At 68.5% G+C, this 24154-nt stretch carries 23 protein-coding genes; 7 read left to right on the top strand and 16 right to left on the bottom strand.

The annotated features are described in order from the left end of the window. Positions 1-22: 22 nt before the first annotated feature. Genes BCR55_RS28650 through BCR55_RS28615 form a run of 8 tightly spaced genes read right to left on the bottom strand, consistent with a single transcriptional unit; the run spans position 23 to position 7978 of the window. Positions 23-1183, bottom strand: coding sequence for an FAD-binding oxidoreductase (locus BCR55_RS28650; RefSeq protein ID WP_065497109.1), 1161 nt, complete (start codon positions 1181-1183; stop codon positions 23-25). A gap of 1 nt (position 1184) precedes the next feature. Next, positions 1185-2591, bottom strand: a complete 1407-nt coding sequence (locus tag BCR55_RS28645) for an NAD(P)/FAD-dependent oxidoreductase (RefSeq protein WP_065497106.1) — start codon at positions 2589-2591, stop codon at positions 1185-1187. Beyond that, complete coding sequence (locus BCR55_RS28640; protein ID WP_006410575.1) at positions 2581-2943, bottom strand: (2Fe-2S)-binding protein; 363 nt, start codon at positions 2941-2943, stop codon at positions 2581-2583. The genes BCR55_RS28645 and BCR55_RS28640 overlap by 11 nt, the downstream gene beginning before the upstream one ends. 16 nt (positions 2944-2959) lie before the next feature. Continuing rightward, positions 2960-4117, bottom strand: coding sequence for an FAD-binding oxidoreductase (locus BCR55_RS28635; RefSeq protein WP_065497105.1), 1158 nt, complete (start codon positions 4115-4117; stop codon positions 2960-2962). After that, positions 4114-4911, bottom strand: coding sequence for an ABC transporter permease (locus tag BCR55_RS28630; RefSeq protein WP_006405335.1), 798 nt, complete (start codon positions 4909-4911; stop codon positions 4114-4116). The genes BCR55_RS28635 and BCR55_RS28630 overlap by 4 nt, the downstream gene beginning before the upstream one ends. A gap of 12 nt (positions 4912-4923) precedes the next feature. After that, positions 4924-5796 (bottom strand): ABC transporter permease, encoded by an 873-nt coding sequence (locus tag BCR55_RS28625; protein WP_053299062.1) that lies wholly within the window; start codon positions 5794-5796, stop codon positions 4924-4926. Next, positions 5783-6853: an ABC transporter ATP-binding protein gene (locus BCR55_RS28620; RefSeq protein WP_065497104.1), complete on the bottom strand. Its 1071-nt coding sequence runs from the start codon at positions 6851-6853 to the stop codon at positions 5783-5785. The genes BCR55_RS28625 and BCR55_RS28620 overlap by 14 nt, the downstream gene beginning before the upstream one ends. A 36-nt stretch (positions 6854-6889) precedes the next feature. Beyond that, positions 6890-7978, bottom strand: a complete 1089-nt coding sequence (locus tag BCR55_RS28615; RefSeq protein WP_006408577.1) for an ABC transporter substrate-binding protein — start codon at positions 7976-7978, stop codon at positions 6890-6892. Positions 7979-8146: 168 nt separating this feature from the next. On the opposite strand from BCR55_RS28615, the gene BCR55_RS28610 reads away from it, so the two are divergent. After that, positions 8147-9061, top strand: a complete 915-nt coding sequence (locus tag BCR55_RS28610; RefSeq protein ID WP_006405331.1) for a LysR substrate-binding domain-containing protein — start codon at positions 8147-8149, stop codon at positions 9059-9061. A 172-nt stretch (positions 9062-9233) separates the two neighbouring features. On the opposite strand, the gene BCR55_RS28605 is transcribed toward BCR55_RS28610, so the two are convergent. The 4 genes from BCR55_RS28605 to BCR55_RS28590 are packed head-to-tail and all read right to left on the bottom strand — an operon-like array spanning position 9234 to position 12915. Further along, positions 9234-10022 (bottom strand): ABC transporter substrate-binding protein, encoded by a 789-nt coding sequence (locus tag BCR55_RS28605; protein ID WP_035956693.1) that lies wholly within the window; start codon positions 10020-10022, stop codon positions 9234-9236. A 43-nt stretch (positions 10023-10065) separates the two neighbouring features. Continuing rightward, positions 10066-11502 carry an NAD(P)/FAD-dependent oxidoreductase gene (locus BCR55_RS28600; RefSeq protein WP_053299060.1) on the bottom strand — a complete coding sequence of 479 codons (1437 nt, stop codon included), beginning with the start codon at positions 11500-11502 and terminating at the stop codon, positions 10066-10068. Further along, positions 11499-11798, bottom strand: coding sequence for a (2Fe-2S)-binding protein (locus BCR55_RS28595; RefSeq protein ID WP_053299059.1), 300 nt, complete (start codon positions 11796-11798; stop codon positions 11499-11501). Before BCR55_RS28595 ends, BCR55_RS28600 begins: the two co-directional genes overlap by 4 nt. Next, complete coding sequence (locus tag BCR55_RS28590) at positions 11791-12915, bottom strand: FAD-binding oxidoreductase (RefSeq protein WP_065497102.1); 1125 nt, start codon at positions 12913-12915, stop codon at positions 11791-11793. Before BCR55_RS28590 ends, BCR55_RS28595 begins: the two co-directional genes overlap by 8 nt. Before the next feature lie 149 nt (positions 12916-13064). Here BCR55_RS28590 and BCR55_RS28585 point away from each other — a divergent pair, with 149 nt between their 5' ends. Then, complete coding sequence (locus BCR55_RS28585; protein WP_065497100.1) at positions 13065-13979, top strand: LysR substrate-binding domain-containing protein; 915 nt, start codon at positions 13065-13067, stop codon at positions 13977-13979. A 30-nt stretch (positions 13980-14009) separates the two neighbouring features. On the opposite strand, the gene BCR55_RS28580 is transcribed toward BCR55_RS28585, so the two are convergent. Continuing rightward, positions 14010-15113, bottom strand: a complete 1104-nt coding sequence (locus BCR55_RS28580) for a helix-turn-helix transcriptional regulator (RefSeq protein ID WP_065497098.1) — start codon at positions 15111-15113, stop codon at positions 14010-14012. Positions 15114-15509: 396 nt separating this feature from the next. On the opposite strand from BCR55_RS28580, the gene BCR55_RS28575 reads away from it, so the two are divergent. Then, a complete protein-coding gene (locus BCR55_RS28575; RefSeq protein WP_006409972.1) occupies positions 15510-15770 on the top strand; it encodes a hypothetical protein in 261 nt (86 codons plus the stop codon). Between the two features lie 132 nt (positions 15771-15902). Here the strand turns inward: BCR55_RS28575 and BCR55_RS28570 are convergent, their stop codons facing one another. After that, positions 15903-16844, bottom strand: coding sequence for a dihydrodipicolinate synthase family protein (locus tag BCR55_RS28570; RefSeq protein WP_006405320.1), 942 nt, complete (start codon positions 16842-16844; stop codon positions 15903-15905). 408 nt (positions 16845-17252) lie between these two features. On the opposite strand from BCR55_RS28570, the gene abaF reads away from it, so the two are divergent. Both abaF and BCR55_RS28560 read left to right on the top strand, forming a co-directional pair. Then, positions 17253-18629, top strand: coding sequence for a fosfomycin efflux MFS transporter AbaF (gene abaF, locus BCR55_RS28565; RefSeq protein WP_053299056.1), 1377 nt, complete (start codon positions 17253-17255; stop codon positions 18627-18629). Positions 18630-18825: 196 nt separating this feature from the next. Next, a complete protein-coding gene (locus tag BCR55_RS28560; protein ID WP_006399115.1) occupies positions 18826-19506 on the top strand; it encodes a GntR family transcriptional regulator in 681 nt (226 codons plus the stop codon). Between the two features lie 28 nt (positions 19507-19534). On the opposite strand, the gene BCR55_RS28555 is transcribed toward BCR55_RS28560, so the two are convergent. Beyond that, positions 19535-19729, bottom strand: coding sequence for a hypothetical protein (locus BCR55_RS28555; protein ID WP_006399114.1), 195 nt, complete (start codon positions 19727-19729; stop codon positions 19535-19537). 191 nt (positions 19730-19920) lie between these two features. Next, on the bottom strand, positions 19921-22071 hold the full coding sequence (locus BCR55_RS28550) for a glycoside hydrolase family 28 protein (RefSeq protein ID WP_065497096.1): 2151 nt from the start codon (positions 22069-22071) through the stop codon (positions 19921-19923). A 527-nt stretch (positions 22072-22598) separates the two neighbouring features. Here BCR55_RS28550 and BCR55_RS28545 point away from each other — a divergent pair. Both BCR55_RS28545 and BCR55_RS28540 read left to right on the top strand, forming a co-directional pair. After that, on the top strand, positions 22599-23585 hold the full coding sequence (locus BCR55_RS28545) for a TRAP transporter substrate-binding protein (RefSeq protein WP_006399111.1): 987 nt from the start codon (positions 22599-22601) through the stop codon (positions 23583-23585). Continuing rightward, positions 23582-24151: a TRAP transporter small permease gene (locus BCR55_RS28540; protein ID WP_065497093.1), complete on the top strand. Its 570-nt coding sequence runs from the start codon at positions 23582-23584 to the stop codon at positions 24149-24151. Before BCR55_RS28545 ends, BCR55_RS28540 begins: the two co-directional genes overlap by 4 nt. Positions 24152-24154: the final 3 nt, after the last annotated feature.

Raw genomic sequence — 24154 nt, 5'->3', positions numbered from 1 at the left:
CCATGACGGCAGGTGGAAAGATTCAGTGAGTCGCAGGCGCCGCGCCACGTACGTGCGCAAAGCGATCGATCGCGAATGCGTCGAGCGGCACGGACGGCGTGCCGTCGAGCATCAGTTCGGCGACGACCTGCCCGCAGCCGGGGCCGAGCTGGAAGCCGCTGCCGCAATAGCCGAACGAGTAGTAGAGATCGTCGGCCGTGCGGCTCGCGGAGATCACCGGCAGCGCATCGTCGGTGAATGCCTCGACACCGGCCCACGCGCGGTTGATGCCGAGATCGCGCAGATGCGGAAACAGATCGACGACGGTGCGCGCGCTGCGCGCGAGCCGCATGAAGTCGACTTCGCCGTGCCGCGCCTGCAGATCCGCATGGCCGATCAGCTTGCCGCCGATCACGACCGTGCCGTTGTCGAACTGCTTGAACGACAGCGGCCGCCCGGTCGCGCCGAGCGTCGCGCGGCAAAACGGCGCGACGCGCTGCGTGACCATCAGCATCAGTCCTTCCGCATGCAGCGGCACCGGTTCGCCGGCCGCGCGCGCGAATTCGCCCGACCACGCACCGGCCGCGATCAGCAGTTTGCGGGCCGCGAACGCGCCGCGCGGCGACTGCGCGATCCAGCGCGTGCCGCGCCGCTCGAGATGCGTGACCGGCGTGCGTTCATGAAAGCGCGCGCCGTGTCGCTGCGCGGCGATCCGGAACGCGGCGGTCGTGCGAAACGGCAGCGCGTAGCCGTCGCGCTCGACCCAGATGCCGCCCGTCACGTGCGGCGCGAGCGCGGGCTCGAGTTCGCGCACGCGCGCGCGGTCGATCAGCGTTTCGTGCGTGTAGCCGTGCGCTTCGAGCAGCGCGACGCGCGCGCGGCATTCGTCGAGCTCCGCCTCGGTTTCGGCGATCTTCAGCTGGCCGGACGGCACGAACCCGCCCGTATCGCCGATCAGATCGGGCAGCGTGTGCCACAGCTCGCGCGACAGCAGCGCAAGCGGAATCTCCTCGAGCGGCCGGCCGAGCGTACGCACGCCGCCGGCGTTGACGCCCGACGCATGGCGCGCGACGTAGTCGGCCTCGAGCACGATCACGCGCGCGCCGCGCCGCGCGAGTTGCCACGCGCTGCTCGTGCCGTGCAGGCCGCCGCCGATCACGATCGCATCGGCTTCGTCGCGTATCGCGTCGCGTGTGCCGGCCATGTCAGTCACCGGCCAGTTCGCCGAGCGTGATCGGCTTGATCGGCGGCCGGATTCGGTAGTAGCCGACCGTGTCGGGCGCGACGCGGCGCGCATCGGCGATCACCTCGGTGACGGTCAGCCCGCACAGGCGTCCCTGGCACGGTCCCATTCCGCAGCGGCCGAACGATTTCGCCTGGTTCGGGCCGACGCAGCCGAGCGCGACGAAGCCGCGCAGCTCGCCGGCCGTCACTTCCTCGCAGCGGCAGACGATCGTGTCGTCGGCGGGAATGCGGTTCGCGTCGCGCGGCCGGTACAGGCTGTCGAGGAACGGCCGGATCCGCAGCGCGCGGGCAAGCGCGTCGCGATGCGCCGCCGCTTCGCGATCGCGCGCCGCCTCGTCGAGCGCACCGAGCTGCGCGGCGACCGCGAGCGCGGCGAGCGTGCCCTGTTGCGCCGCGGCCTGTGCGCCGCCGATTCCGGCGCCGTCGCCGGCGACGAAGATGCCCGGCACGTCGAGTTCGCCCCAGGCGTCGACCTGCGGCGTAAAGCAGAGCTGCGCGTCGTCCCAGCGGTGCGTGGCGCGCAGGGCATGCGTGAACTGCGTGTTCGGAACGACGCCTTGATGCAGCAGGATCACGTCCGCGTCGATGCGATGCGCGCGGCCCTGCGCCGTAAACGTCAGGGCAGCGGCGCGAGGCTGGCCGTCGTCGCCCGCGCGGCTCGCGATCGCGAGATCGTCGGCGCCTTCGTGGATCGGCACGTTCGCGTCGCGCAGCGCGCGCATCATCTGCAGCCCCTTGCCGAGGAACGGCCACGCGCGCAGCGCCGCGAACAGATGCTTTTTCGCGCGCCAGCGATCGGCGGGGCGCGTGGTGTCGACGAGCGCGCGAATCGGCACGCCGGCGCGCAGATACTGCCAGCCGAGCAGATAGAGCAGCGGCCCGCAGCCGGCCAGCACCGGCGGCGTCGACGGCACTTCGCCCGCGCTCTTCAGCAGGATCTGCGCGGCGCCCGCGGTCAGCACGCCAGGCAGCGTCCAGCCGGGAATCGGAAACGGCCGCTCGAGCGCGCCGGTGGCGAGAATTACGCGGCGCGCGTCGAAGCGGCCGACCTTGCCGTCACGCAGATAGTGCACCTGCCGCTCGCGCGTGACCTGCCATACCGTCGTGCGCGTCAAATGACGGGCGCCCGAACGCGCGAATGCGTCGGCGAGCGCGGCGCCGGCCGCGTAGTCGGGGCCGAGGATCTCGCGGCGGCGTGCGTCCGCGCGCTCGATCGCGCGATAGATCTGGCCGCCGACTGCATCCTGCTCGTCGAGCAGCACGACCGACAGCCCCGCGCACGCCGCGCGCGTGGCGGCGCCGAGGCCGGCGGGGCCAGCGCCGACCACGACGACGTCGACGGTTTCCTGCATGAATTCAGCGGTCATCGGCGTTCTCCAGTGACGCGGCGGCAAGCGCGGATTCGGGCGGCAGGTCGCGCGCGCCTTCCTGCGTGCGCACGCACATGCCGTCGCGCACGTCGACCATGCAGCTCTGGCGCGCGGGCACGCCGTCGATTTCGACGAGACATTCGAAGCACGCGCCCATCATGCAGTAGGGCGCGCGCGGCGCATGCGACACGGGCGTCGCGCGAAAGCGCTGTACGCCGGCCGCGAGCAGCGCGGCAGCGACGCTGACGCCGGCCGGCACGCGCAGCGGCGCATCGTTGAAGCGGATCTCGACGGTCGCCGCGGCGGCATCGAGCGGCTTGAACAGGGACGAACTCGGGTGGGCAGTCATGGGCGGGCGGACAAGGTCAGTAAGCGGGAGCGGGCCGGGCGGCAGCGGCGATCGTGTCGGGCGCGTCCGGAAAGCGACGTGCGGACAGCGCGGGCAACTCGTCGGGCACCGGCGCGCCGACGATCCACGGCGCGATGCGCATCGCATGCGCGGCCGCGAGCGTGACGCCGCTGTGGCACGTGACGACGAACGCGCCCGGATGCTGCAGCGATTCGTCGTAGATCGGAAAGCCGTCGGGGCTGTACACGCGCAGCGCGGCCCACATCCGCACGAGCCGTACGTGCTGCAGCATCGGAAATGCGCGCACGCCGCGCCGCGCGATGTCGGCGAGCACCGGCGTCGTGGTCAGGTCGTCGAAGCCGACTTCCTCCATCGAGTCGCCGAACTGCACGGTGCCTTCGTCGGTCTGCCGCACGTTGATGGTCGGATAGCGGAGAAACGGTGCGACGCGTTCGCTGACGAGCACCTGCCCACGATTCGGGGCGACCGGCGCATGGAGCCCGACCTGCGGCGCGAGCGTGCGATTGCCGAGGCCGGCCGCGAGCACGAGGCGTTCGGCGCCGAACGTGCCCGCCGCGCTGTCGGCGACGAAACCGCCGCCTTCGGCGCGCACCTGCCGCACGCGCGCGCCGGAGACGAGACGCACGCCGCGATGCTGCATCGACGCGTGCAGCGCGCGCAGCAGCTTAAGCGGATTCACGTGGCCGTCCATCGGCGTGTAGCTCGCGCCGACGACCGCAGGCCCGATGCCGGGCAAGCGCTCGCGCAGTTCGCGATGATCGAGCAGCTCGAACGGATAGTCGCCGAGCGCCGCCTGCAGCGTCGCGAGACGCGTGCGGCGCTCCGCGAGCTCGTCGTCGGAGAAGCAGAGATGGAAGCCGCCCGGCTGGCGCAGTGCGACATCGACGCCGCTGTCCTCGAGCAGGCTCGCGGCAAGCTGCGGCCAGCGCACGGCCGAGCTGCGCGACCAGCTCGCGTAGGGCGTGCGGTCGTGGCCCTTGCCCTGAATCCAGACGAGGCCGAAATTGCCGCGCGACGCGCGAAAACCGCCGTCGTCCTCGTCGAGCACGGTCACGCGCGCGCCTTCGCGGGCGAGGCCGTACGCGACGGCCGTGCCGACGAGGCCGCCGCCGATCACGAGCACGTCGGGGCTCGCGGCTGCAGGTCGAATCATCGTGCTTCTCCGATCAGGATGCGATCGAGCCCGACGAGCCGGTCGAGCAGGAGCATCAGCAGGACCGTGCCGACGATCAGCACCGCCGACACCGACGTGACGAGCGGATCGATCGTCTGCGCGATCTGGTTGTACATGGCGACGGGCAGCGTCGTCGTGCCCGGTGTCGCGACGAAAATCGTCATCGTGAGCTCGTCGAAGCTCTGGATGAACGACAGGACCCAGCCGCCCGCGACGCCGGTGCGGATCATCGGCAGCACGACGCGGCGAAACGCGGTGAAGCGGCTCGCGCCGCACGACAGCGCGGCACGCTCGGCATCGCGGTCGAGCCCGATCGCGGACGACAGCGCAAGCCGCAGCGCATACGGCAGCACGATCACGACGTGCGCGGCGACGAGCGCCCAGAACGAGCCGCTCAGATGCAGCAGCGACAGGAAACGCAGGAACGCGATGCCGAGCACGACCGCCGGAATCATCATCGGCGACAGGAAGAAGCTCGTCAGCGCGCCGCGTCCCGGGAAGCGGTAGCGAGCGATCGCGAGCGCGGCCGGCACCGCGAGCGCGACGCCCAGCGTCGCGGCGACGAGCGCGAGCCGAACCGACAGCCAGAACGCCGACACGATATCGCCGTTGTCGAGGATCGCGCGAAACCAGCGCAGCGACGCGCCGTCGAACGGCATCGAGATATAGCCCTTGTCGGTGAACGCGACGAGCATCACGGCCGCGAGCGGCGCGACGATGAACGCGACGAACAGCGCATGGAAGGCGAGGGCGGCAAAACCGTTGCGTTGCATGGCGTCGCTCCGTCAGTCGAAGATGTGCTTGAAGCGGCGTTCCGCGAGCCGGCTGCAGCCCATCACGATCGCGACGTTCGCGATCAGCAGCAGCACCGCGATGCTCGCGCCGAGCGGCCAGTTCAGCGTGCCGAGGAATTCGTCGTAGGCGGCCGTCGCGACGACTTTCAGCCGGCGGCCGCCGATCAGCGCGGGTGTCGCGAACGCCGATGCGGACAGCGCGAACACGATGATCGAACCCGACAGCACGCCGGGCAGAATCTGCGGCAGGATCACGCGGCGAAACACGCGCATCGGCGACGCGCCGAGCGACAGTCCGGCCCATTCGACCTGCGGGTCGAGCTTCTGCAGCGTCGCCCATACCGCCATCACCATGAACGGCACCAGCACATGCGTGAGCGCGACGATCGTACCCGTCATCGTGAACACGAGGCGCACGGGCTCGTCGGTGATGTGCAGCGCCTGCAGCACATCGTTCAGCACGCCGTTGTTGCCGAGCAGGATCTGCCAGCCGAGCGTGCGCACGACGACCGAGATCAGCAGCGGGCCGAGCACGACCAGCAGGCAGATCGACTGCCACGGCTTGCGCATGCGCGCGAGCACGATCGTCTCCGGCACGCCGAGCACGATCGACAGCAGCGTGACGGCGGCCGCGAGGCCCGCGGTGCGCGCGAAGATCGTCAGATAGTAGGGATCGCGAATGACTTCCAGATAGTTCGCGAGCGTCCAGCCCGGCTGCGTGCCCGCGATGTCGCTGAACGTGTGGAACGACAGCACGAGCGTGAGCAGCAGCGGCGCGAGCAGCAGCGTCGAGAACAGCAGCAGCGCGGGTGCCGACAGCAGCCACGGCGCGGCACCGCCGCGCGTATCGTCAAGCGTGGCCATGCGCGCCCTCCCGCGTCAGCATCCGCAGATCGTCGTCGGCCCACGCGAGGCCGACTTCGCTGCCTTCGTCCGGCGGCGGCGCGCCGGTGTTCGACTGCGTGACGTGCAGCTTGCCGAGCGCCGTGTCGATCACGAGCAGCCACTGGTTGCCGACGAACACGCGCGTCGCGACGCGCCCGTGCAGCCGCGCGTCGCCGTTCGCGAGCCGCATCTTTTCGGGGCGGATGTAGACGTTGACGGGGCCCGCGACGTCGCGTCCTTCGTGCGGCACGTGCAGCGTCGTGCTCGCGACCGCGACTTCCGCGCAGCGCGGATTGCGTCGCAGCACTTCGCCTTCGAACGTGTTCGTGCGGCCGAGGAACACGGACGCGAACGGCGTGGCCGGCCGCTCGTACGCGTCGAACGGCGTGCTCAGCTGCGCGATGCGGCCGCGATGCATGACGGCGATGCGGTCGCTCATCGTCATCGCCTCGACCTGATCGTGCGTAACGAGGATCGTCGTGATCCCGAGGCGCTTCTGGATCGCGCGCAGCTCGATGTGCATTTCCTCGCGCAGCTTGGCGTCGAGGTTCGACATCGGCTCGTCGAGCAGCAGCAGCTCGGGCCGCATCGCGATCGCACGCGCGATCGCGACGCGCTGCCGCTGCCCGCCCGACAGCTCCTTCGGGTAGCGCGCGTCGAGGCCGTCGAGCCGCACGAGCGCGAGCGCCTCGGCGATCCGCTCTTCGCGCTGCGCGCGCTTCATCTTGCGCATTTCGAGACCGAAGCCGACGTTGCCGGCGACCGTCATGTGCGGAAACAGCGCGTAGCTCTGGAACACGACGCCGATGCCGCGCTTCTCCGGACGTTCGTGCGTGATGTCGCGGCCGTCGAGCGTCACGCGCCCGGCGGACGGCGCCACGAAACCCGCGATCATCTGCAGCATGGTCGTCTTGCCGCAGCCCGACGGCCCGAGCAGCGACAGAAACTCGCCGCGCTCGACCGACAGGTCGAGCTGCTCGATGGCCGTGAAGTCGCCGTAGCGTTTCGAGACATGTTGCAGGGTCAGAAAGCTCATGGATCGGATTCCTTGCGAAGCGGCGGCGCCGCGCGATCAGCGTTCGACCGAGCGGTTCCAGCGCTGCGTCCATTCGGTGCGGCGCGGGTTGATGGTCGTCCAGTCGACGGTCGTCAGCTTCGCGACCTGGTCGGGACCGTAGGGCACGCGCGCGGCGACGTCCGGCGCAAGCTTCACCGTCCGGTTGACCGGGCCGAGCCCGATCGCCTGCGCTTGCAGCGCCTGGACTTCCGGCGTCAGCAGGTACTGGATGAACTGCTGCGACAACTGCGGCTGCGCGTTTTCGGCGACCGCGCACGCGGCGACCTGCAGCGCGACCGCGCCTTCCTTCGGATACACGAACTTCAGCGGGAAGCCGGTGTTCTGCAACGACACCGCGCGGCCGCTGCCGTACGGTGCGGCGATCACGTCGCCGGCCTGCATCAGGCCGTCCATCTCGCCGGGCGTCGGCGCCCAAGACAGCACGTTTGGCGCGACGCGTTTGGCCATCGCATCGAAGCCGGGATCGATGCGTTTCTCGCCGCCGCCGTTCAGGCGCGCGAGCATCACGAGCGTGTGCAGCCCGTACGTGACGGTGATCGGCGGCATGCCGAGCTTGCCCTTCAGTCGCGGGTCCTCGAGCGATTTCCACGAATCGGGTGCCGGCAGGCCGAGCTTCTTGAACGCGTCGGCGTTGTAGCCGATGCCGGTCGCGACCACGCCGACGCCGACCGCCTCCGGACCGAGCCGCGCAAGCGGATAGAGATCCTTCATGATCGGCGCATCGTCGATCTTCGCGCACAGGCCGAGCTGCATGGCCTGATACATCGGGCCGTCGTCCATCACGGCGACGTTGATCTGCTGATGGCCCTTCTGCGCCTGCAGCTTCGCGAGCGTGTCGCTCGAATTGCCGGCGACGTAGACGATCTTGACGTTGTGCGCCTTCTCGAACGCGGGGATGACCTTCTGCCGATAGAGCTGTTCGTTCGATCCGCCGACGTTCGCGACGTACAGCGTCGTTTCCGCATGCGCGGCGACCGACGCGCTCAGCGCGAGCGCCGCGCCTGCGGCGAGGAGCGGTTTCGCCGCGACGCGGCGCGAGGCGGGAGACAAGCGGGACGGGCGGCGGTGCGGCGAACGGTTCATGACGGCGATCTCCATTCGATTGTGGGGGGGCGGCGGCATCGGGACGTGCGCCGATGCAATGCAGTCTGGCGCTTGTGGTCCATGCCGTCCAATACGAATAAAATGCCAGTCCATACCGAAATGTGATGGATCAGGGTTAGGCTCTACGGGACGATACGGAGTGGCACGATGAACCTGAAGCAGATCGAAGCGTTTCGCGCGGTGATGGTGGCCGGCTCGATGACGGCTGCCGCGAAGGCGCTGTTCACGACGCAGCCGAACGTGAGCCGCATGATCGCGAGCCTCGAGCGCGATACGGGGCTCACGCTGTTCGAGCGTGTCGGCGCGCGGCTCGTGCCGACGAGCGAGGGCACTGCGTTCTTTCGGGAGGTCGAGCGCGCGTATGTCGGATTGCGCGGGCTCGCGAATGCCGCGGAGCAGATTCGCAATCTCGGCAGCGGGCGGCTGCGGATCGCCGCGATGCCGGCGGTCGGCTATACGCTCGTGCCGCGCGCGATCAAGCGTTTCCAGGAGCAGTATCCGGGCGTCACGGTGTCGCTGCACGTGAACACGTCGGCCACCGTGAATCACTGGACCGCGTCGCAGTTCTGCGATATCGGCGTGGCCGTCTACGTGAGCGAGACGTCGAATTGCGAGGTCGAGCTGCTGTCGAAGGTCGCGGCCGTCTGCGTGATGCCGGGTCAGCATCGTCTCGCGAGCAAGCGCACGATCAAGCCGGCCGATCTCGCCGGCGAGTCGTTCATCTCGCTCTGTCAGGGCGACGGGATGCGCACGCTAATGGATGCAGTGTTCGAGCGCGCGGGCGTCGAGCGCAAGCTCGCGACCGAAGCGCAGTACACGGCGATCTGCTGCGAGATGGTGCGGCTCGGGATGGGCGTGACGCTCGCGCATCCGGTCGTCGCGCAGGCGTTCGCGGGGCCGGACGTCGCGATCCGTCCGTTTTCGCCGGCCGTCACGATGCCGACGTATCTGCTGTTTCCGCCGCAGCCGTCGCGCGACCGGCTCGCGGCCGCGTTCGCGACGCTGCTCGCCGACGAGCACGACGCGGCGACGGGGCGGACGTCGGCGCGAGGGCGTCGTTAATTATTTTGTTTGTGCAATCGTCGGTGCCGATGTGGCATGGCACATCGATGCGGACGAACCGCCGGCTTCGCATGCGGCGGTCGGCGTCGCGGCCGCTAGCCGACCCAAGCGCCGATTCGCGCGCAAGCGGCAACGCACGCCGCTTGCATCGCGCGGTCTGCCATAACGCTCGTCAATTCCCGTACATATCGAAGTCGAAGTACTTCGACTGAATCTTGTTGTAGGTCCCGTCGCTGCGGATCTGCGCGATCGCGCGGTTCAGCGCATCGCGCAAATCGGTATCGGCCTTGCGCACGCCGGCCGCATCGCCGTTGCCCATGATCTTCGGGTCGTAGACGACGCCGCCCGCGAACGAGAAACCCTTGCCGCGCGGCGTCGCGAGGAAGCCGAGCTGGCCCTGCACGGCGTCCATCAGCACGCCGTCGACGCGCCCGTTTACGAGATCCGCATACGCCTGGTCGTAGCTCGGATACGGTACGACCTCGACCTTCGCCGCCGCCCATTTTTCGCGTGCATAGGTTTCCTGGATCGTCCCCTGTTCGACCGCGATGCGCTTGCCGGCCAGCTTCGCCGCGTCGGGCAGCAGCCCCGAGCCCGTGCGTGCGATCAGGCGCGTCTGGTTGCGGTACAGCCGATCGGTGAAATCGATCTGCTGGCGCCGCTGCTCGGTCGCCGCCATCGACGACAGGATCACGTCGAACTTGCGCGCCTGCAGCCCCGGAATCAGTCCGTCGAAGCTGCTCGACACCCACACGCATTTCGCGTTGAGCTTCGCGCAGAGCGCGTTGCCGAGATCGATGTCGAACCCTTGCACGCTGCCGTCGGTCGCGGTCGATTCGAACGGCGGATAGGTCGGATCGACGCCGATGCGGATCGTCGTCCATTCCTTCGCCGAGGCGAGCGTCGCGCAGGCCATCGCGGCCGCGGCGACGAGCATCGTGATACGCGTCTTCTTCTTCATGGTCAGGCTCCGTTCGTGTGGGGAAGCGGGGGCGGGCACGGCGTCAGCTCGGGAAGTCGCCGCGGCGGAAATCGTCGGACAGTTCGACGGCGTCCGCCAGTTCGTCGACGGTGATTGGCTTGATCGGCGCACGCACGCGGTATTGGCCGACGTCGGCGACGTCGCGCTGCTGTACCTCGGCGATCAGCTCGCCGACGGTCGTGCCGCACCAGCGTCCCTGGCACGGACCCATCCCGCAGCGCGTGAACGCCTTCATCTGATTCGGGCCCTGGCAGCCGAGCAAGGCGAGCCGGCGGATTTCGCCGGCGGTCACTTCTTCGCAGCGGCAGACGATCGTGTCGCCGTCGGGGCGGCGCAGCGCGGCGGGCGGCGTATAGAGCGCGTCGAGCAGCGGCCGCACCGCGAGATGACGGCGCCACGCCTTCAGCAGCGGCCGTTCGCGTGCGGCCTGTTCGTGCGGCGCGAGCGCGCCGACGCTCGCCGCGATGTCGAGCGCCGCGACCTCGCCCGCGATCGCCGCGGCCTGTGCGCCGCCGATGCCGGCGCCGTCGCCGGCGATCCAGACGCGTGCGACGCTGCTGCGTCCGCGCACATCGTGTTGCGGCCGCCAGCACGCGGCACGTTCGTCCCATTCATGCGCACAGCCGATCGAGCGGGCGAGTTGCGTCGACGGGATCACGCCCTGATGGAGCAGCACGAGCGACGTGTCGAGCGCGTGTGCGATGCCGTCCGCGTCGCGAAAACGCAGATACTGCGCGCGGCCGTCGCCGTCGACGCGCACGTCGGTGGCGCCGCGATAGACCGGAATGCCGGCGTCGCGCACCGCGCGCAGCATGCGCCAGCCTTTCAGCAGATAGTCGGCGCCGCGCAGCGCGGGCAGCGCATGCGGGAGCGCGCGCCGCCAGGCATCGCGCGGCGTCGTGTCGACCAGCGCGCGCACGCGCCGGCCCGCATTCAGCAACTGCGCGGCGAACAGCCACAGCAGCGGGCCGCTGCCGGCGAGCACCGTATCGGCCGAGGGCGCGAGCCCCGACGATTTGAGCAGCGTCTGCGCGGCACCGACGCCCATCACGCCGGGCAGCGTCCAGCCGCGCACGGGCCACGGGCGCTCCTGCGCGCCGGTCGCGATCAGTACCGCGCGTGCATCGATTTCGAGCGTGCCGCGCGCGGCGCCGCCGAGCGTCAGCATCGCGACGGGCGCCGGCTCGAACGCGATCTGCCAGACCACGCTGCGCGGCAGATAGTGCGCGCCGCTCGCGAGCAGCCCGTCGATCAGCGGGCGTCCCGCCGCATAGTCGGGGCCGAGCCACTGCGCGAGCTTCGCCGGCACATCGGCGAGATTGCGATAGATCTGTCCGCCCGGCGATGGACCTTCATCCGCGATGACGACCGACAGCCCGGCGGAGCGTGCGGCCACGGCGGCCGCCATGCCGGCCGGCCCTGCGCCGACGATGAGCAGATCGCATGTGCGCCGCGTCATGCGAGCCTCGCTTTGCCGTGCATCGCGCGCACCTGCATTCCGTCGCGCACGGGCGTCATGCAGCCCTGCACGTTCGGCACGCCGTCCACTTCGACGAGACAGTCGAAGCAGACGCCCATCATGCAGAACGGCCCGCGCGGCGAAGCGCTGACGGCCGTCGAGCGGCAGGCGAGCGTGCCGGCCGCGAGCAGCGCAGCCGCGACGCTGTAATGGGCCGGCACGTCGTGCGCGATGCCGTCGATATGAAGGCGTACGCGTTCGCGTATCGCGTCGGCGGGAACAACCGATTCAAACATGCCGGGCCTCCTTCGATGCGGCGAAACGCGCGGTCGTAAACGCGGACAGCTCGGCCGGCGTCGCGCGCCCGGCAATCCACGGCGCGACGAGATCGGCGTGCGTCGCGGCCAGCGTCACGCCGCTGTGACAGATCGCGAGATACGCGCCGGGGTGCGTGCGCGACGCTTCGTAGACGGGCAGTCCGTCCGGCGTCATGATCCGCAGCGCGCCCCACGCGCGTACGATCCGTGCATGCGCGAGCGCGGGGAACGCGGTGCGTGCGCGGCGCGCGATGTCGGCCATCGCAGGGCGCGTCTGGCCGTCGTCGAAGCCGACGTCTTCGGCCGAATCGCCGAGCAGCACCGAGCCTTCCTGCGTTTGCCGGACGACGAGCGTCGGATAGGCGAGAAACGGCGCGAGCCGTTCGGTCACCATGATCTGCCCGCGCAGCGGCGAGATCGGCGCTGCCATGTCGACCATCGGCGCGAGCCGCGCATTGTCGAGGCCTGCCGCGAGCACGACGCGCGCGGCTTCGAGCCGCACGTCGCGCGTCTCCACGTCGAAGCGGCCCGCGCGCGGGCGAATCTCGACGACGTCGTGACGCGGCAGATAGACGCCGCCGCTTTGCACGAACGCCTGCAGCAAGGCGCGCAGCGTATAGAGCGGATTGGCGTGGCCGTCGTTCGGCGACCACAGCGCGCCGGCCAGCGCGGCCGACGCGGCGGGAATGCGGCTGCGCAGCGCGGCCGGATCGAGCGCTTCGTAGGCGAGCGCCGCGTCCTGGCGGCGCAGCGATTCGAGCAGCGCGATCGCGTCGTTCATGTCGGCCGCATGCTCGAACAGTTCGATGCCGCCCGGCCGCTCGAACCCGCAGTCCACGCCCGTCTCGCGCTGCAGCTGCGCGGCGAACGCGCCCCAGCGCTCGGACGATTCGCGCGACCAGCGCGCATACGGCAGGCAGCGGCCGCCCTTGCCCTGCACCCAGACGAGCCCGAAATTGCCGCGTGCCGCGCGGAATGCGATGTCGTCGCCGTCGCACACGGCGACGCGCTCGCCGAGCCGCGCGAGGCCCCAGGCGAGCGCCATCCCGACGAGCCCGCCGCCCGCGACGACGACGTCGAAGCGGCGCACGTTCATCGGCGGCTCCGGCGTGGGGAGTTCGGGATAGGGATGTTATGGTGCATGGCGGCGGCGTTCGTGGCGGAATGTACGTTGCGGGATCGATGTTCGGACAGGCAAAATGGGTTGTCCAATACAGGTTGATCAACGACCCATAACCCAATGTTATGACGACGCCTTCACTGAGAATCCGCCAGATCGAAGCGTTCCGCGCCGTGATGCAGCGCCATACGGTCACGCGCGCGGCGCGCGATCTGCATATTTCGCAGCCGGCCGTGAGCCGGCTGATCGCCGATCTGGAGGCGCGCGTCGGGTTCGTGCTGTTCGAGCGGCAGCAGGGGCGTTTCACGCCCACCGCGCAGGCGCGCGTGCTGTACGAGGAAGTCGAGCGCGCGTTCGTCGGGCTCGATCGCGTCGCGCAGGCCGCCGAGCAGATTCGCGCGATGCGGCGCGGCACGCTGCGCGTGGCCGGCTCGCCGGCCGTCGCGCTCGACCTGCTGCCCGAGCGCATCACGCGTTTTGCGCGCGCGCATCCGGGCGTCGACATCACGCTGCTCGCGCACAGCGCGTCGACGGTCGTCGACAAGATCGCATCGGGGCAGTGCGACGTCGGACTGATCGCGGAGCCCGTGCCGCATCCGGCCGTACGCAGCGAGCGGCTTGCCGACGCGCCGATGTGCTGCATCGTGCCGCGTACGCATCGGCTCGCACGCAAGCGCGTGATCCGCCCCGACGACCTGCGCGACGAAGCCTTCATCTCGTTTCCGCCGAGCTTCGAGGCGCGCAGCGCGATCGACCGCGTATTCGTCGAAGCGGGCGTGTCGCGCGGGCTGTCGATCGAGGCGCAGCTGTCGCAGACGATCGTCGCGTTCGTCGCGAACGGCGCCGGCGTCGCGCTGATCGATCCGGTGACGGCTGCGTATGCAGCCCATCGCGTCGCGGTCAAGCCGTTCGAGCCGATCGTGCCCGATCACTTCTATCTGGTGACGTCCGCGTCGCAGCCGCTGTCGATGATCGGCGAAGCGTTCTGCACGGACTTGCGCGAGGCGTTTGCGCGGATGCGCGGCGCGCGCGATCCCTGACCGGCCCGCCGCGGGCCGGCGGCACGGGTGTCAGTCGCCGAACAGCGCGACGAGATCGGCGATCCGCCGCACGCCCGTCTTCGCGAAGATCGACTTGATCTGGCTTCGTACGGTGCTGATGCGCACGCCGTTGCGCTGCGCATATTCGGCGGGCGTCAGGCCGCCCGCGATGCCGGTCGCGACGGCCATTTCGGCCGGCGTCAGCGCGAACGGTGCGCTTTCGGCGAGCGGCCGCGCGGCGCCGCGGAACGGACGCCGCGGCAGCAGCATCGCAAGCGGACGCGTGTCGCGGTCGAGCGACGCGGTCAACTGCGGCTTGAGCGGAACGACTTGAATTTCGAATGTCGGGCGACGCTCGCGATCGAGCGCATACAGCGGTTGCGGCGCGGCGACGTGCGGCGGCGCGCACGCATCCTTCACGCGCTGCGCCAGTTGCGGCGCCACCTGCGGCGACGATGCGACGAGCCGGTCGGCCTGCACGCGCAGCTCCGTCGATTCGCCAAGCAGTGCGCTCGCGGCCGCATTCAGATAGCGCACGCGCAGCGTGTCGTCGACGACGATCACCGCACGCGGCAGCGCATCGAGCGCCGCGGCCATCATCGGCGCACGATCGTGCGTCTGCGCGGCCGTTTCGCGCACGCGAAAGACGTTCGGCAAATGATCGAGCACGCGCTGGAGTTCGCGCACCGTATGCGCGTCGTAAGGCCGGTGATTGACCGGGCGATGCACGGCGAGGATCAGCCGTCGATCGCCTTCGAGCCGCATGCCGCCGCACGAATAGCGCAGCCCTTCGCGGATATAGAAGTCCTGGTAGTACTCGCTGCGATCGATCACGCTGTCCGGCAGGAAGCGGTGCATCGGATACATGCGGCCTGCGGGTTCGCGCATCAGCACCTCGCGCGCGAGATCGAGGCCGTGATAGTGGCTCGCATACGCGTCGGCCCAGCCCGAGCCGTAACCGGTGAAGCGGTATTCGAGGAATCGGCCGGTGCGCGCGTCGTGCACGAAGCAGTTCGCGGCGCGCGCATCGGCGAGGGCGACGAGCGCCTGAAGCGCGACATGCCACTGTTCGGGATCGATGGCGGCCGCATAGAGCGCCGCGATCGACTCGTCCGCCGATCGTATCGTGGTCATCCCCGTACCCCCGTTGGCGCATGCGCGCCGCCGCACGTTCGAGCTGGACGATCAGCGCCCACCCGTCGAACGAATGCCGTGCGATCGATTCTAGCAAGCGCCCCCAGTTTTGGGGATGCTGCTGCGATGCGGAATGTCTACGATCGGCAACAGGCTCGCGGTTCGGCGTGCTGGCGCACATTTCGATACCGACGTTTTGCGCGCTGCGGGACGCCGCCTCGACCGCGGCGTCATTGATCGGACGATAGCGCGGTACGACGCGCCGCGCCGACAAGATTCCGACACACGCCGCGCGTACCGTCATCGTCGAGCACGCGCAATCTTTACGCACACGGGGATACGGCGGCAGCGCGAGCAGCAGGTCGGGGATGTCATGTTTCGGGGGGCAGGATCAACATGCTGACGAGAGACTATGTCGAACGCGAGCTGTCGCACATTCAGAAAATGATCGCGATGCTCGAAAGCGATAGCGGCACGAAGGCGTATCAGCCGGGCGCCGCGCGCGTGAGTTGTCCGAGTTACTGGAGAGCGCGCATCGAAGCGCTGCTGTCGACGCCCGACATGCCGCGTCATGCGCGGAAAATCAGCGAAACGCTGCTCGTGAAGATCGACGGCATGGAAGCGCGATTCGCGGCGCGTGCGTCCGCGCGCAGATAGCGGTGCCCGTTCGCGCGTCGGTGCGTATCGGCACGCATCGGCGCGATCAACGCAAAGGCCACGGAAACATCCCGTGGCCTCGTGGTGCGCGCAGCCGGTGCGGCCGCCCGCGTCGGTGCATCGTGCGCCGGCTTAGCCGAGCGTCTTCGACCAGTTCGCGTACCAGTTGCGGAACAGCGTGTACTGCGTTTCCGCGTAGTTGCGCTGCGCGTCGCTCAGCACGTCGGTTTCGTTGAAGTGCAGCGTGTATTCCTTGTCGCCGTTCAGCACCATCAGGTACTTGTAGAACAGCACGAGATCGCAGCCTTCGTCGAACGACGACAGCACCGCCAGCGCCGACTCGAGTTCCTTCGCGCGCGCCCGTGCGACCGCATCGCCTTGCGCCGCCTTCTTGCACAGCTCGACGAGGTGCAGCACTTCGCGCGGCAGCGCGTTGCCGATGCCGGTGATTGCGCCCGCGGCGCCGCAGTTGACGAAGCCGTGGAAGACTTGCGTATCGACGCCGGCCATCAGCGTCACGCTATCGTCCTGCGACGTGATGTTCTCCGCCGCATAGCGCATGTCGGCCGCGCCGCCGAATTCCTTGAAGCCGATCAGGTTCGGATGCTGGCGACGCAGCTCGAAGAACAGATCGGCGCGCGTCGCGAAACCGTAGTACGGGCTGTTGTAGATCACGGCCGGCAGATTCGGCGCGGCCTTCAGGATCGCGGAGAAGTGCGCCTTCTGCGCGGCCGGCGACGCGCCGCGCGACAGCACGCGCGGAATCACCATCAGGCCGTGCGCGCCGACGGCGGCCGCGTGCGCCGCGTGCGACACGGCTTCCTTCGAGTTCACCGCGCCGGTGCCGACGATCGTCGGCACGCCGGCCGCGACCAGGCGCGCGACGCCTTCCTGACGCTGCGCTTCGGTCAGCAGCGGCCAGTCGCCCATCGAACCGCAGTACACGACCGCGCGCATGCCGATTTCCACCAGCTCCTTGCCCTTCTTCACCAGTGCGTCGAAGTCGGGCTGGCGGTCGGCCGTGCAGGGCGTCATCAGCGCAGGAATGGTGCCGGTAAAAATGTTGTCGCTCATCACGTTTCCTCTTTCAGATTGGATCAACTGCCGTGGCGCCCGCGGCGTGGCCTGTGTGCGCTCGTCTCCTCGTCCGTGCAAGGTGGCCGCGGCTTCGCCGCCGGCCGACCTCGCACGCCGATGAACGCATTCTAGATGCTTCGAATATTTTATACAATATAAAGTTAAAAGGGCGCGGCCCGGAATGTTGCGGCGTACGCAGCAGGGTCACGCCGTGCCGTGCGGAAAAGGCGCGGAGCTGGCAACGCGGCGCGCGCTGAGCGACCGACTTCGCACCGCCCCGCCGCCGGCGAGCCGCGTATTTCCATCCTGTTGGATTGCGTAATGGATATTGTATAAAATCGTGCCGCGAGCAGGCTCGCGTAAAGAAGCAGAAAGCACAACGCAAGACATGAACAGGAGACACCCATGACAGGTCAGGTCGGCGACGCAGTGTCGCCCGGTAATGCCGCCGCGCAGCGTTCGGCGTCCAAAAGCGCGTTGAAGCGCGTAGTCGCCGCATCGATGGTCGGATCGATCGCGGAGTGGTACGAATTCTTTCTGTACGGCACGGCGTCCGCGCTGGTTTTCGGCACGCACTTCTTCAGGAAGACCGGCAATCCGGTCGACGGGCTGCTCGCCGCATTCGCGCTGTATGCGGTCGGGTTTGCCGCTCGCCCGATCGGCGGGCTCGTGTTCGGCTACTACGGCGACAAGTTCGGCCGCAAGCATCTGCTGCAGGTGAGCCTGATCGTCGTCGGCGTCACGACGTTTCTGATGGGCTGCCTGCCGACGTTCGATGCGATCGGCTACTGGGCGCCGGCCCTGCTCGTCACGCTGCGGCTGATCCAGGGCTTCGCCTTCGGCGGCGAGTGGGGCGGCGCGGTGCTGCTCGTCAGCGAGCACAGCCCCGACAACCGTCGCGGCTACTGGGCCAGTTGGCCGCAGGCCGGCGTGCCGGCCGGCAATCTCGTCGCGACGATCATTCTGCTCGTGCTGTCGAGTTCGCTGCCGGAGTCCGAGTTTCTTTCGTGGGGCTGGCGCGCCGCGTTCTGGTTCTCGGCGGTCGTCGTGCTGATCGGCTTCTGGATCCGCCGCAAGGTCGACGACGCGCCGATCTTCAAGGATGCGCAGGCGCGCCGCGAACGGAACCAGGAGAAGCAGCTCGGCGTGATGCACGTGCTCAGGCATCACTGGCGCGAGGTGCTGATCGGCATCGGCGCGCGGTTCGCGGAAAACATCCTCTACTACATGGTCGTCACGTTCTCGCTGACGTACCTGAAGCTCGTCGTCGGCGCCGACACCACGCGGATCCTGAAGCTGATGTTCGCCGCGAACGCGATCCACTTCTTCTTCATCCCGCTGATGGGGCTGATGTCCGACCTCGTCGGCCGCAAGCCCGTGTATCTGACCGGCGCCGTGCTCACCGCGTGCTGGGGGTTCGTCGCGTTTCCGATGATGGACACCGGCAACGACTGGATCATCATGGCCGCGATCGTACTGGGCCTGTTCATCGAGTCGATGACGTATTCGCCGTATTCGGCGCTGATGACCGAGATGTTCCCGACCAACGTGCGCTATACCGCGCTCTCGCTTTGCTATCAGGTCGCGCCGCTGATGGCCGGCTCGCTCGCGCCGTTGATCGGCCTGTCGCTGCTCGAGCGCTATCACTCGTCGACGCCGATCGCGATCTATCTCGTCGTCGCGGCCGCGATCTCGATCGTCTGCGTCGGCGTCGCGAAGGAAACGCGCGGGAAATCGCTGCGCGATGTCGATGCGGACGCGCAGCGGCGCACGGCATCGTAGGCGTCCAGCCGAATCCCGATCGATATACGAAAGCCACCGTTCGCGGTGGCTTTTTCGCGTCGGCGCGACCTGGCACACGGCGCGATGCGCGCATTCAGCGGTTCGTCGCGCGAAAACGCTCTGCTAATATCGTAGAAAATATGCAATATCCACCGTCGCGCCGCCGCGCGCCGACGGTCTAGCCGAAACCGCAAACATGAACGAGAAACGCCCCGCGCTGGTCTATGCGACGCGCGCCGAAGCCGCAGCCAACGAACTGCGCCGCCGCATTCTGTCAGGCGAATACGTCGACGGCTATCAGCTGCGCCAGGACGCGCTCGCGACCGAACTCGGCATCAGCCGCATTCCGCTGCGCGAAGCGCTCGTGCAGCTCGAAAGCGAAGGGCTCGTGAAGATCCTGCCGCACAAGGGGGCGGTCGTGTCGGAGCTGTCGCCGGAAGACATCACGGAGCTGTTCGAACTGCGCGCGCTGCTCGAACCCGTGCTGCTGAAAAAATCCATCCCGAAGCTGACCGCGGAAGATTTTGCACGGCTCGACGCGATTCTCGCCGAATACAGCAAGGTGCTGCACGCGAGCCAGTCCGGCCGCTGGGGCGAACTGAATACCGAGCTGCATCACGTGCTGTTGTCGCGCGCCGAGCAGCCGAAGACGGCGGCGATCGTCGCGTCGCTGCTGCAGCAGACCGATCGCTACACGCGCGTGCAGCTGTCGCTGTCGCAGGCCGCGCGCGACGTCGCCGAGTCCGAGCATGCGGAACTCGTCGCGCTGTGCCGCAAGGGCGACGCGCGCGCGGCCGCGTCGTTGCTGAAGCGGCATATCGAGCACGCGGGCGGCGAGCTGAACGCGTTTCTGCGCGAACGGCGGCTCGGCCGCTGACCGCGCCGCGCGCGCGCACCCGCGGCGCTCAGCCGCCGCCGATGCCCTGCAGCACCTTGCCGGTCCCGCCGCACACCGTGCACGGCCGGCCCTCGACCATCCCGGTGCCGTGGCATGCGCCGCACAGATCCTCGCCGACGCCCGGCGCGTCGGGCGGCCCTTCGTCGCCGGGATTCAACGGTTCGTCCGGATTCGGCCCTGCCGAGCGTTTCGTCGTCTGCATCGCGTGCCTCCTGTCAGATTGACGGATGCACGCGGCGGCGCATCGCGCGTGCCTGCTCGTGCGATGGAGGCGCGACCGAGGCGCGCCGGCGCCGAGTGGGGCGAGTCGGCGCCGCGTCGAAGCCCGGCGCCTGCGGCACGCGTGCTGCACGCACAGGCAACCCGGCTCGGCTCACCTGCGCGACGCGGTGCTTACAACGACGGCGCCCACGTCGTCCCGAACGGATTCGACTGGTCGATGCCGGGGAAGTCGACGAACGCCTTGCTGCAGTCGACGACGTTGGCCGGACGCGCGTTGTGCGTCGCCGTGCCGTCGACGACGACGCGGTTCGCCGTCGATGCGAATATCGGCAGGTTCACGTTATGCAGCGTCAGGTTCGCGTCCGAGGCGATCACCGAGATGCTGTCGGGCGAATCGGCGACCACGTCGGTCAACGTCATCGCGAGCGGGAACGCCGGTTCACCGTAGCCGCCGGTATTGGCTTCGAACCCCTGCAGCTTGACGCCCGCCTCGCCGAAGATCGCGACGTTCGCGAGCGAGATGTCGTGGAAGTTCGGATAGAGCGGACCGCCGGCCGGCACGGCCTTGGTGCTGTAGTACGGCGTGAACAGCAGCGCATTCTTCGCGTCGCGAATGCAGATGTTCGCGTAGTGGATCTGGCTGACTTCGCCGCCGCGTGCGTAATCCGACTTGATCCGCAAGCCTTCCTCCGAATCCTGGAACGAATTGTCGTAGACCTGCACGTTCGTCACGCCGCCGTTCGTCTCGCTGCCGATCGAGATCCCGTGCCCCCAGTAGATGTGGTTATGCGCGATCGCGATGCCCCACTTGCGGTCCGCCCGCACGTCGCGGTTGCCGTCGATGCCGGGCAGTTGCGAGCCGGCCGGCGACGGATTGTTGCCGCCTTTCAGCGCGATGTCGTCGTCGCCGGTGCTCACGTAGTTGTAGGCGAACACGACGTTCTTCAGATAGCCGTCGAACGAAACGGGGCTGGCCGACGCCGTCGTGCTGCCGGTCGACAGTGCGGCCGAGATCGGCCTGGACGCGGAGCCCGGATCGAATGCGTCGGTGTTCTTCACGTTGTCGGCGTTGAACGTCTGGCCGTTGTAGAGCGGATTGCCGTTGCCGGCCGGATTCGCGAACGCGGCGAGCGTCGGCGTCTGCACCTTCACGCTCCAGACGGTCAGGCCGTCGATGCCGCTTGGCACGACGTGGAAGTTCGGGCTGTTGTTCAGCGTGATGCGGTACAGCGTCAGGTTCTTCGCGTAGTTGAACACCATCAGCCGGAAGTTCGACTGCGAGCCGAAGCCGGTCGTCCCGTTCTGCACCATGTTGCCGAGATACGCGAGATCCCACCACGTCATGTTGCGCACGGTCGATTTCGAATCGACGACGGTGCCGCCGTCGTCGCACGCGGTGCCGTCCGGCGCGACGGTGCCGTTGCGGTAGGCCGCGTACGTGTTCGAGCAGGTCATGTCGACCTTCATCAGCGGATATTTCGCGTCGGACGTCACGAGTTCCGCGTAGCCGCGCCCGTCGATCCGGCCGTCGCCGACGACGGCCGCGTTGACGAGGTTCGTGCCCGTGATCAGCGCGAGACAGTTCGACGAGCTGCCGGCCTTCGTCGCGCTGACGGCCGTGTTGCCGCAATACGGTCCCGCCACGTTCGGTGCATACGCCTTCACGTCGCGCGATGCATACAGCGTGACGCCCTTGTCGATCCACAGCGTGACGCCGGACGGCAACGTGAGCGGCCCGCTGATGAAGCCGTTGCCGGCGCCGGCATGGTTCACGACGAGCCGCACCGCGAACTTGCTCGCGCGGTACTTCGGTTGCGCGAGCGTTTCGCCCGACGCGCCGGCGAGGTTCACGTTCGGCACGGCCGCCGCCTTCTGCGATGCGGTCGCGGCCGCATCGGCGGCGGCGATTGCCGCGCCGACTTCGGCGTCGACGGCCGCGCCGCAGGCGTCGAGCGCGGCCTGGATGCGCGCCTGGTCGGGATTCGCCGTCGCGGCCGATACGGCCTTGCCGACGCCGGATGGCGACGGATCGGCCTCCGGCGGCAGCGAGCCGTCCGGACGGCTGACGAGCGTATTGCTTGCTTCGAGCGTGCTGCAGACCTGCGCGTCGGTCGGCAACGCGGGCTCCGCGGGCAGGTTCGGGTCGACCGTCGTCGTGCCGACCTGGAACACGCTGTTCGCCGACGGTGCGGCCGCCAGGGCGGCGCTCGCGCCGGGCTCGTCGCCGCCGCATGCGGCGAGCGTCGCGGCCGACGCGAGCAGGACCGCCAGCAGGCCGAGCGCGCGCGGGCGCGCGTGCGGCCGGAATCTACGGGATGTCATCACGCTGTCTCCTGAAGGGCATCGGTTGCATCCGATGCGGTTGGGGGTATCGGGTGCTGCGCGGTGTTGCGGGGCGGGCGCGGCGGGCAGGGCCGCGGTCGCGCGGCCGGTGCCCGGGCCGATGCATGCTCGTGACATGCGGCGTGGGGCGACTGTGGTCAGTCATCCTATAACGTTCCGCCGACCGGCGAAAGAGTGTGCAGCGGCGGCCCGAAAACGGCAAAACAGCGGGGCGGTTTCCGTTGTGGACGGGTTCCGGAAAACGTTTCGCAAAACCGCGCGAGAATGGAGAAGCCCGTTCCACTTTCTGGGCAAAAGACCGTGGTGGGGCGCGTTTCTAGGGGTATGCACCAAGTGAGTTAAACGATTAACCGACGTACATTGGCGCAACACATCATACGACGTACGACTGCGGCGCCCGAAACCGCTCGCAGCCAGGCGGCCGGCATGCCGGCGCGCCGCAGCGTACCTCGCCGACGAACGCGTGCCGGAGGATCGCCGAGCCGCAACTATCAAGGAGACTGACGATGAAGCACCGATTCACCCGCTCCCGTACCGCGCTGGCCGTTGCGCTCCTCGCCGGCTTCGCGGCATCGGCTCACGCGCGCGTGTTCCGCTCGGCGGACGTGCACGGCGACAACTTCCCGACCAACATGGCGGTGAAGTACATGGGCGACGAGCTGTCGAAGCTGACGGGCGGCAAGGATTCGATCAAGGTGTTCGGCAACAGCGCGCTCGGTTCGGAGAAGGACACGGTCGATCAGGTGCGGATCGGCGCGATCGACATGGCGCGCGTGAACGGCGCGTCGTTCAACGAGATCGTGCCGGAATCGCTGATCCCGTCGTTCCCGTTTCTGTTCCGCGACATCGACCATTTCCGCAAGGCGATGTACGGCCCGGCCGGCCAGAAGATCCTCGACGCGTTCGCCGCGAAGGGCATGATCGCGCTGACGTTCTACGAGAGCGGCGCGCGTTCGATCTACGCGAAGCGCCCGGTGCGTTCGCCGGCCGACATGAAGGGGCTCAAGGTGCGCGTGCAGCCGTCGGACCTGATGGTCGACGAGATCAAGGCGATGGGCGGCACGCCGACGCCGATGCCGTTCGCCGAGGTCTACACGGGCCTGAAGACGGGCCTCGTCGACGCGGCCGAGAACAATCTGCCGTCCTACGAGGAAACGAAGCACTTCGAGGTCGCGCCCGACTACTCGGAAACGCAGCACGCGATGACGCCCGAGGTGCTCGTATTCTCGAAGAAGGTGTGGGACAAGCTGACGCCGGAAGAACAGACGGCGATCCGCAAGGCGGCCGCCGATTCGGTGCCGTACTACCAGAAGCTGTGGACCGCGCGCGAGGCGTCCGCGCAGCAGATCGTGACGAAGGGCGGCGCGAAGATCGTGCCGGCGTCGCAGGTCGACCGCGCGGCCTTCGTGAAGGCGATGCAGCCGCTCTGGGCCAAGTACGAGAAGACGCCGCAGATGAAGCAGATCGTCGACGAGATCGAGGCCATCAAGTGACGCGTCACACTTCCCTGGACGGAGGGGCCGCCGGTGCGCCGGCCTCGGCTGCCGCCGACGATGCCGCGGCGGCGCGGCCGCATCCGGTGCCGGTGCTGCGCGGCGTGAACGACGTGCTGTTCCGCGTGCTGGCCGTGATCGCGTCGCTTTGTCTCGCGGCGCTCACGGTGCTCGTGTTCTATGCGGTCGTGATGCGCTACGTGTTCGAGAACGCACCCGACTTCGTCGAGCCGATCGCGCTGCTGCTCGTGATCGTGATCGCGATGTTCGGCGCCGCGATGAAGGTGCGCGACGGCGGCCATATCGGCCTCGACTCGTTCGTGCGGCGGCTGAACCCGCGTGCGCGCGACGCGGTCGTCGCGTTTCAGCATCTGAGCCTGATCGGCTTCGCGATCGCGATCCTCGTCGGCTGCGGCAGCATGGCCGTCGAAACGATGGGCGACCGCATTCCGATCATCGGCCTGCCCGAAGGCGTGCGCTATCTGATCACGATTCCTGCGGCGGTCGCGATCATCCTGTTCTCGCTCGAGCACCTGCTCGCGCTTCGTCGCGCTTCAAGACCATAAAAC

It is taken from the genome of Burkholderia sp. CCA53, from assembly GCF_001685525.1.
GTDB classification, from domain to species: Bacteria; Pseudomonadota; Gammaproteobacteria; order Burkholderiales; family Burkholderiaceae; genus Burkholderia; species Burkholderia multivorans.
This window is presented reverse-complemented; position numbering and strand designations above follow the sequence as displayed.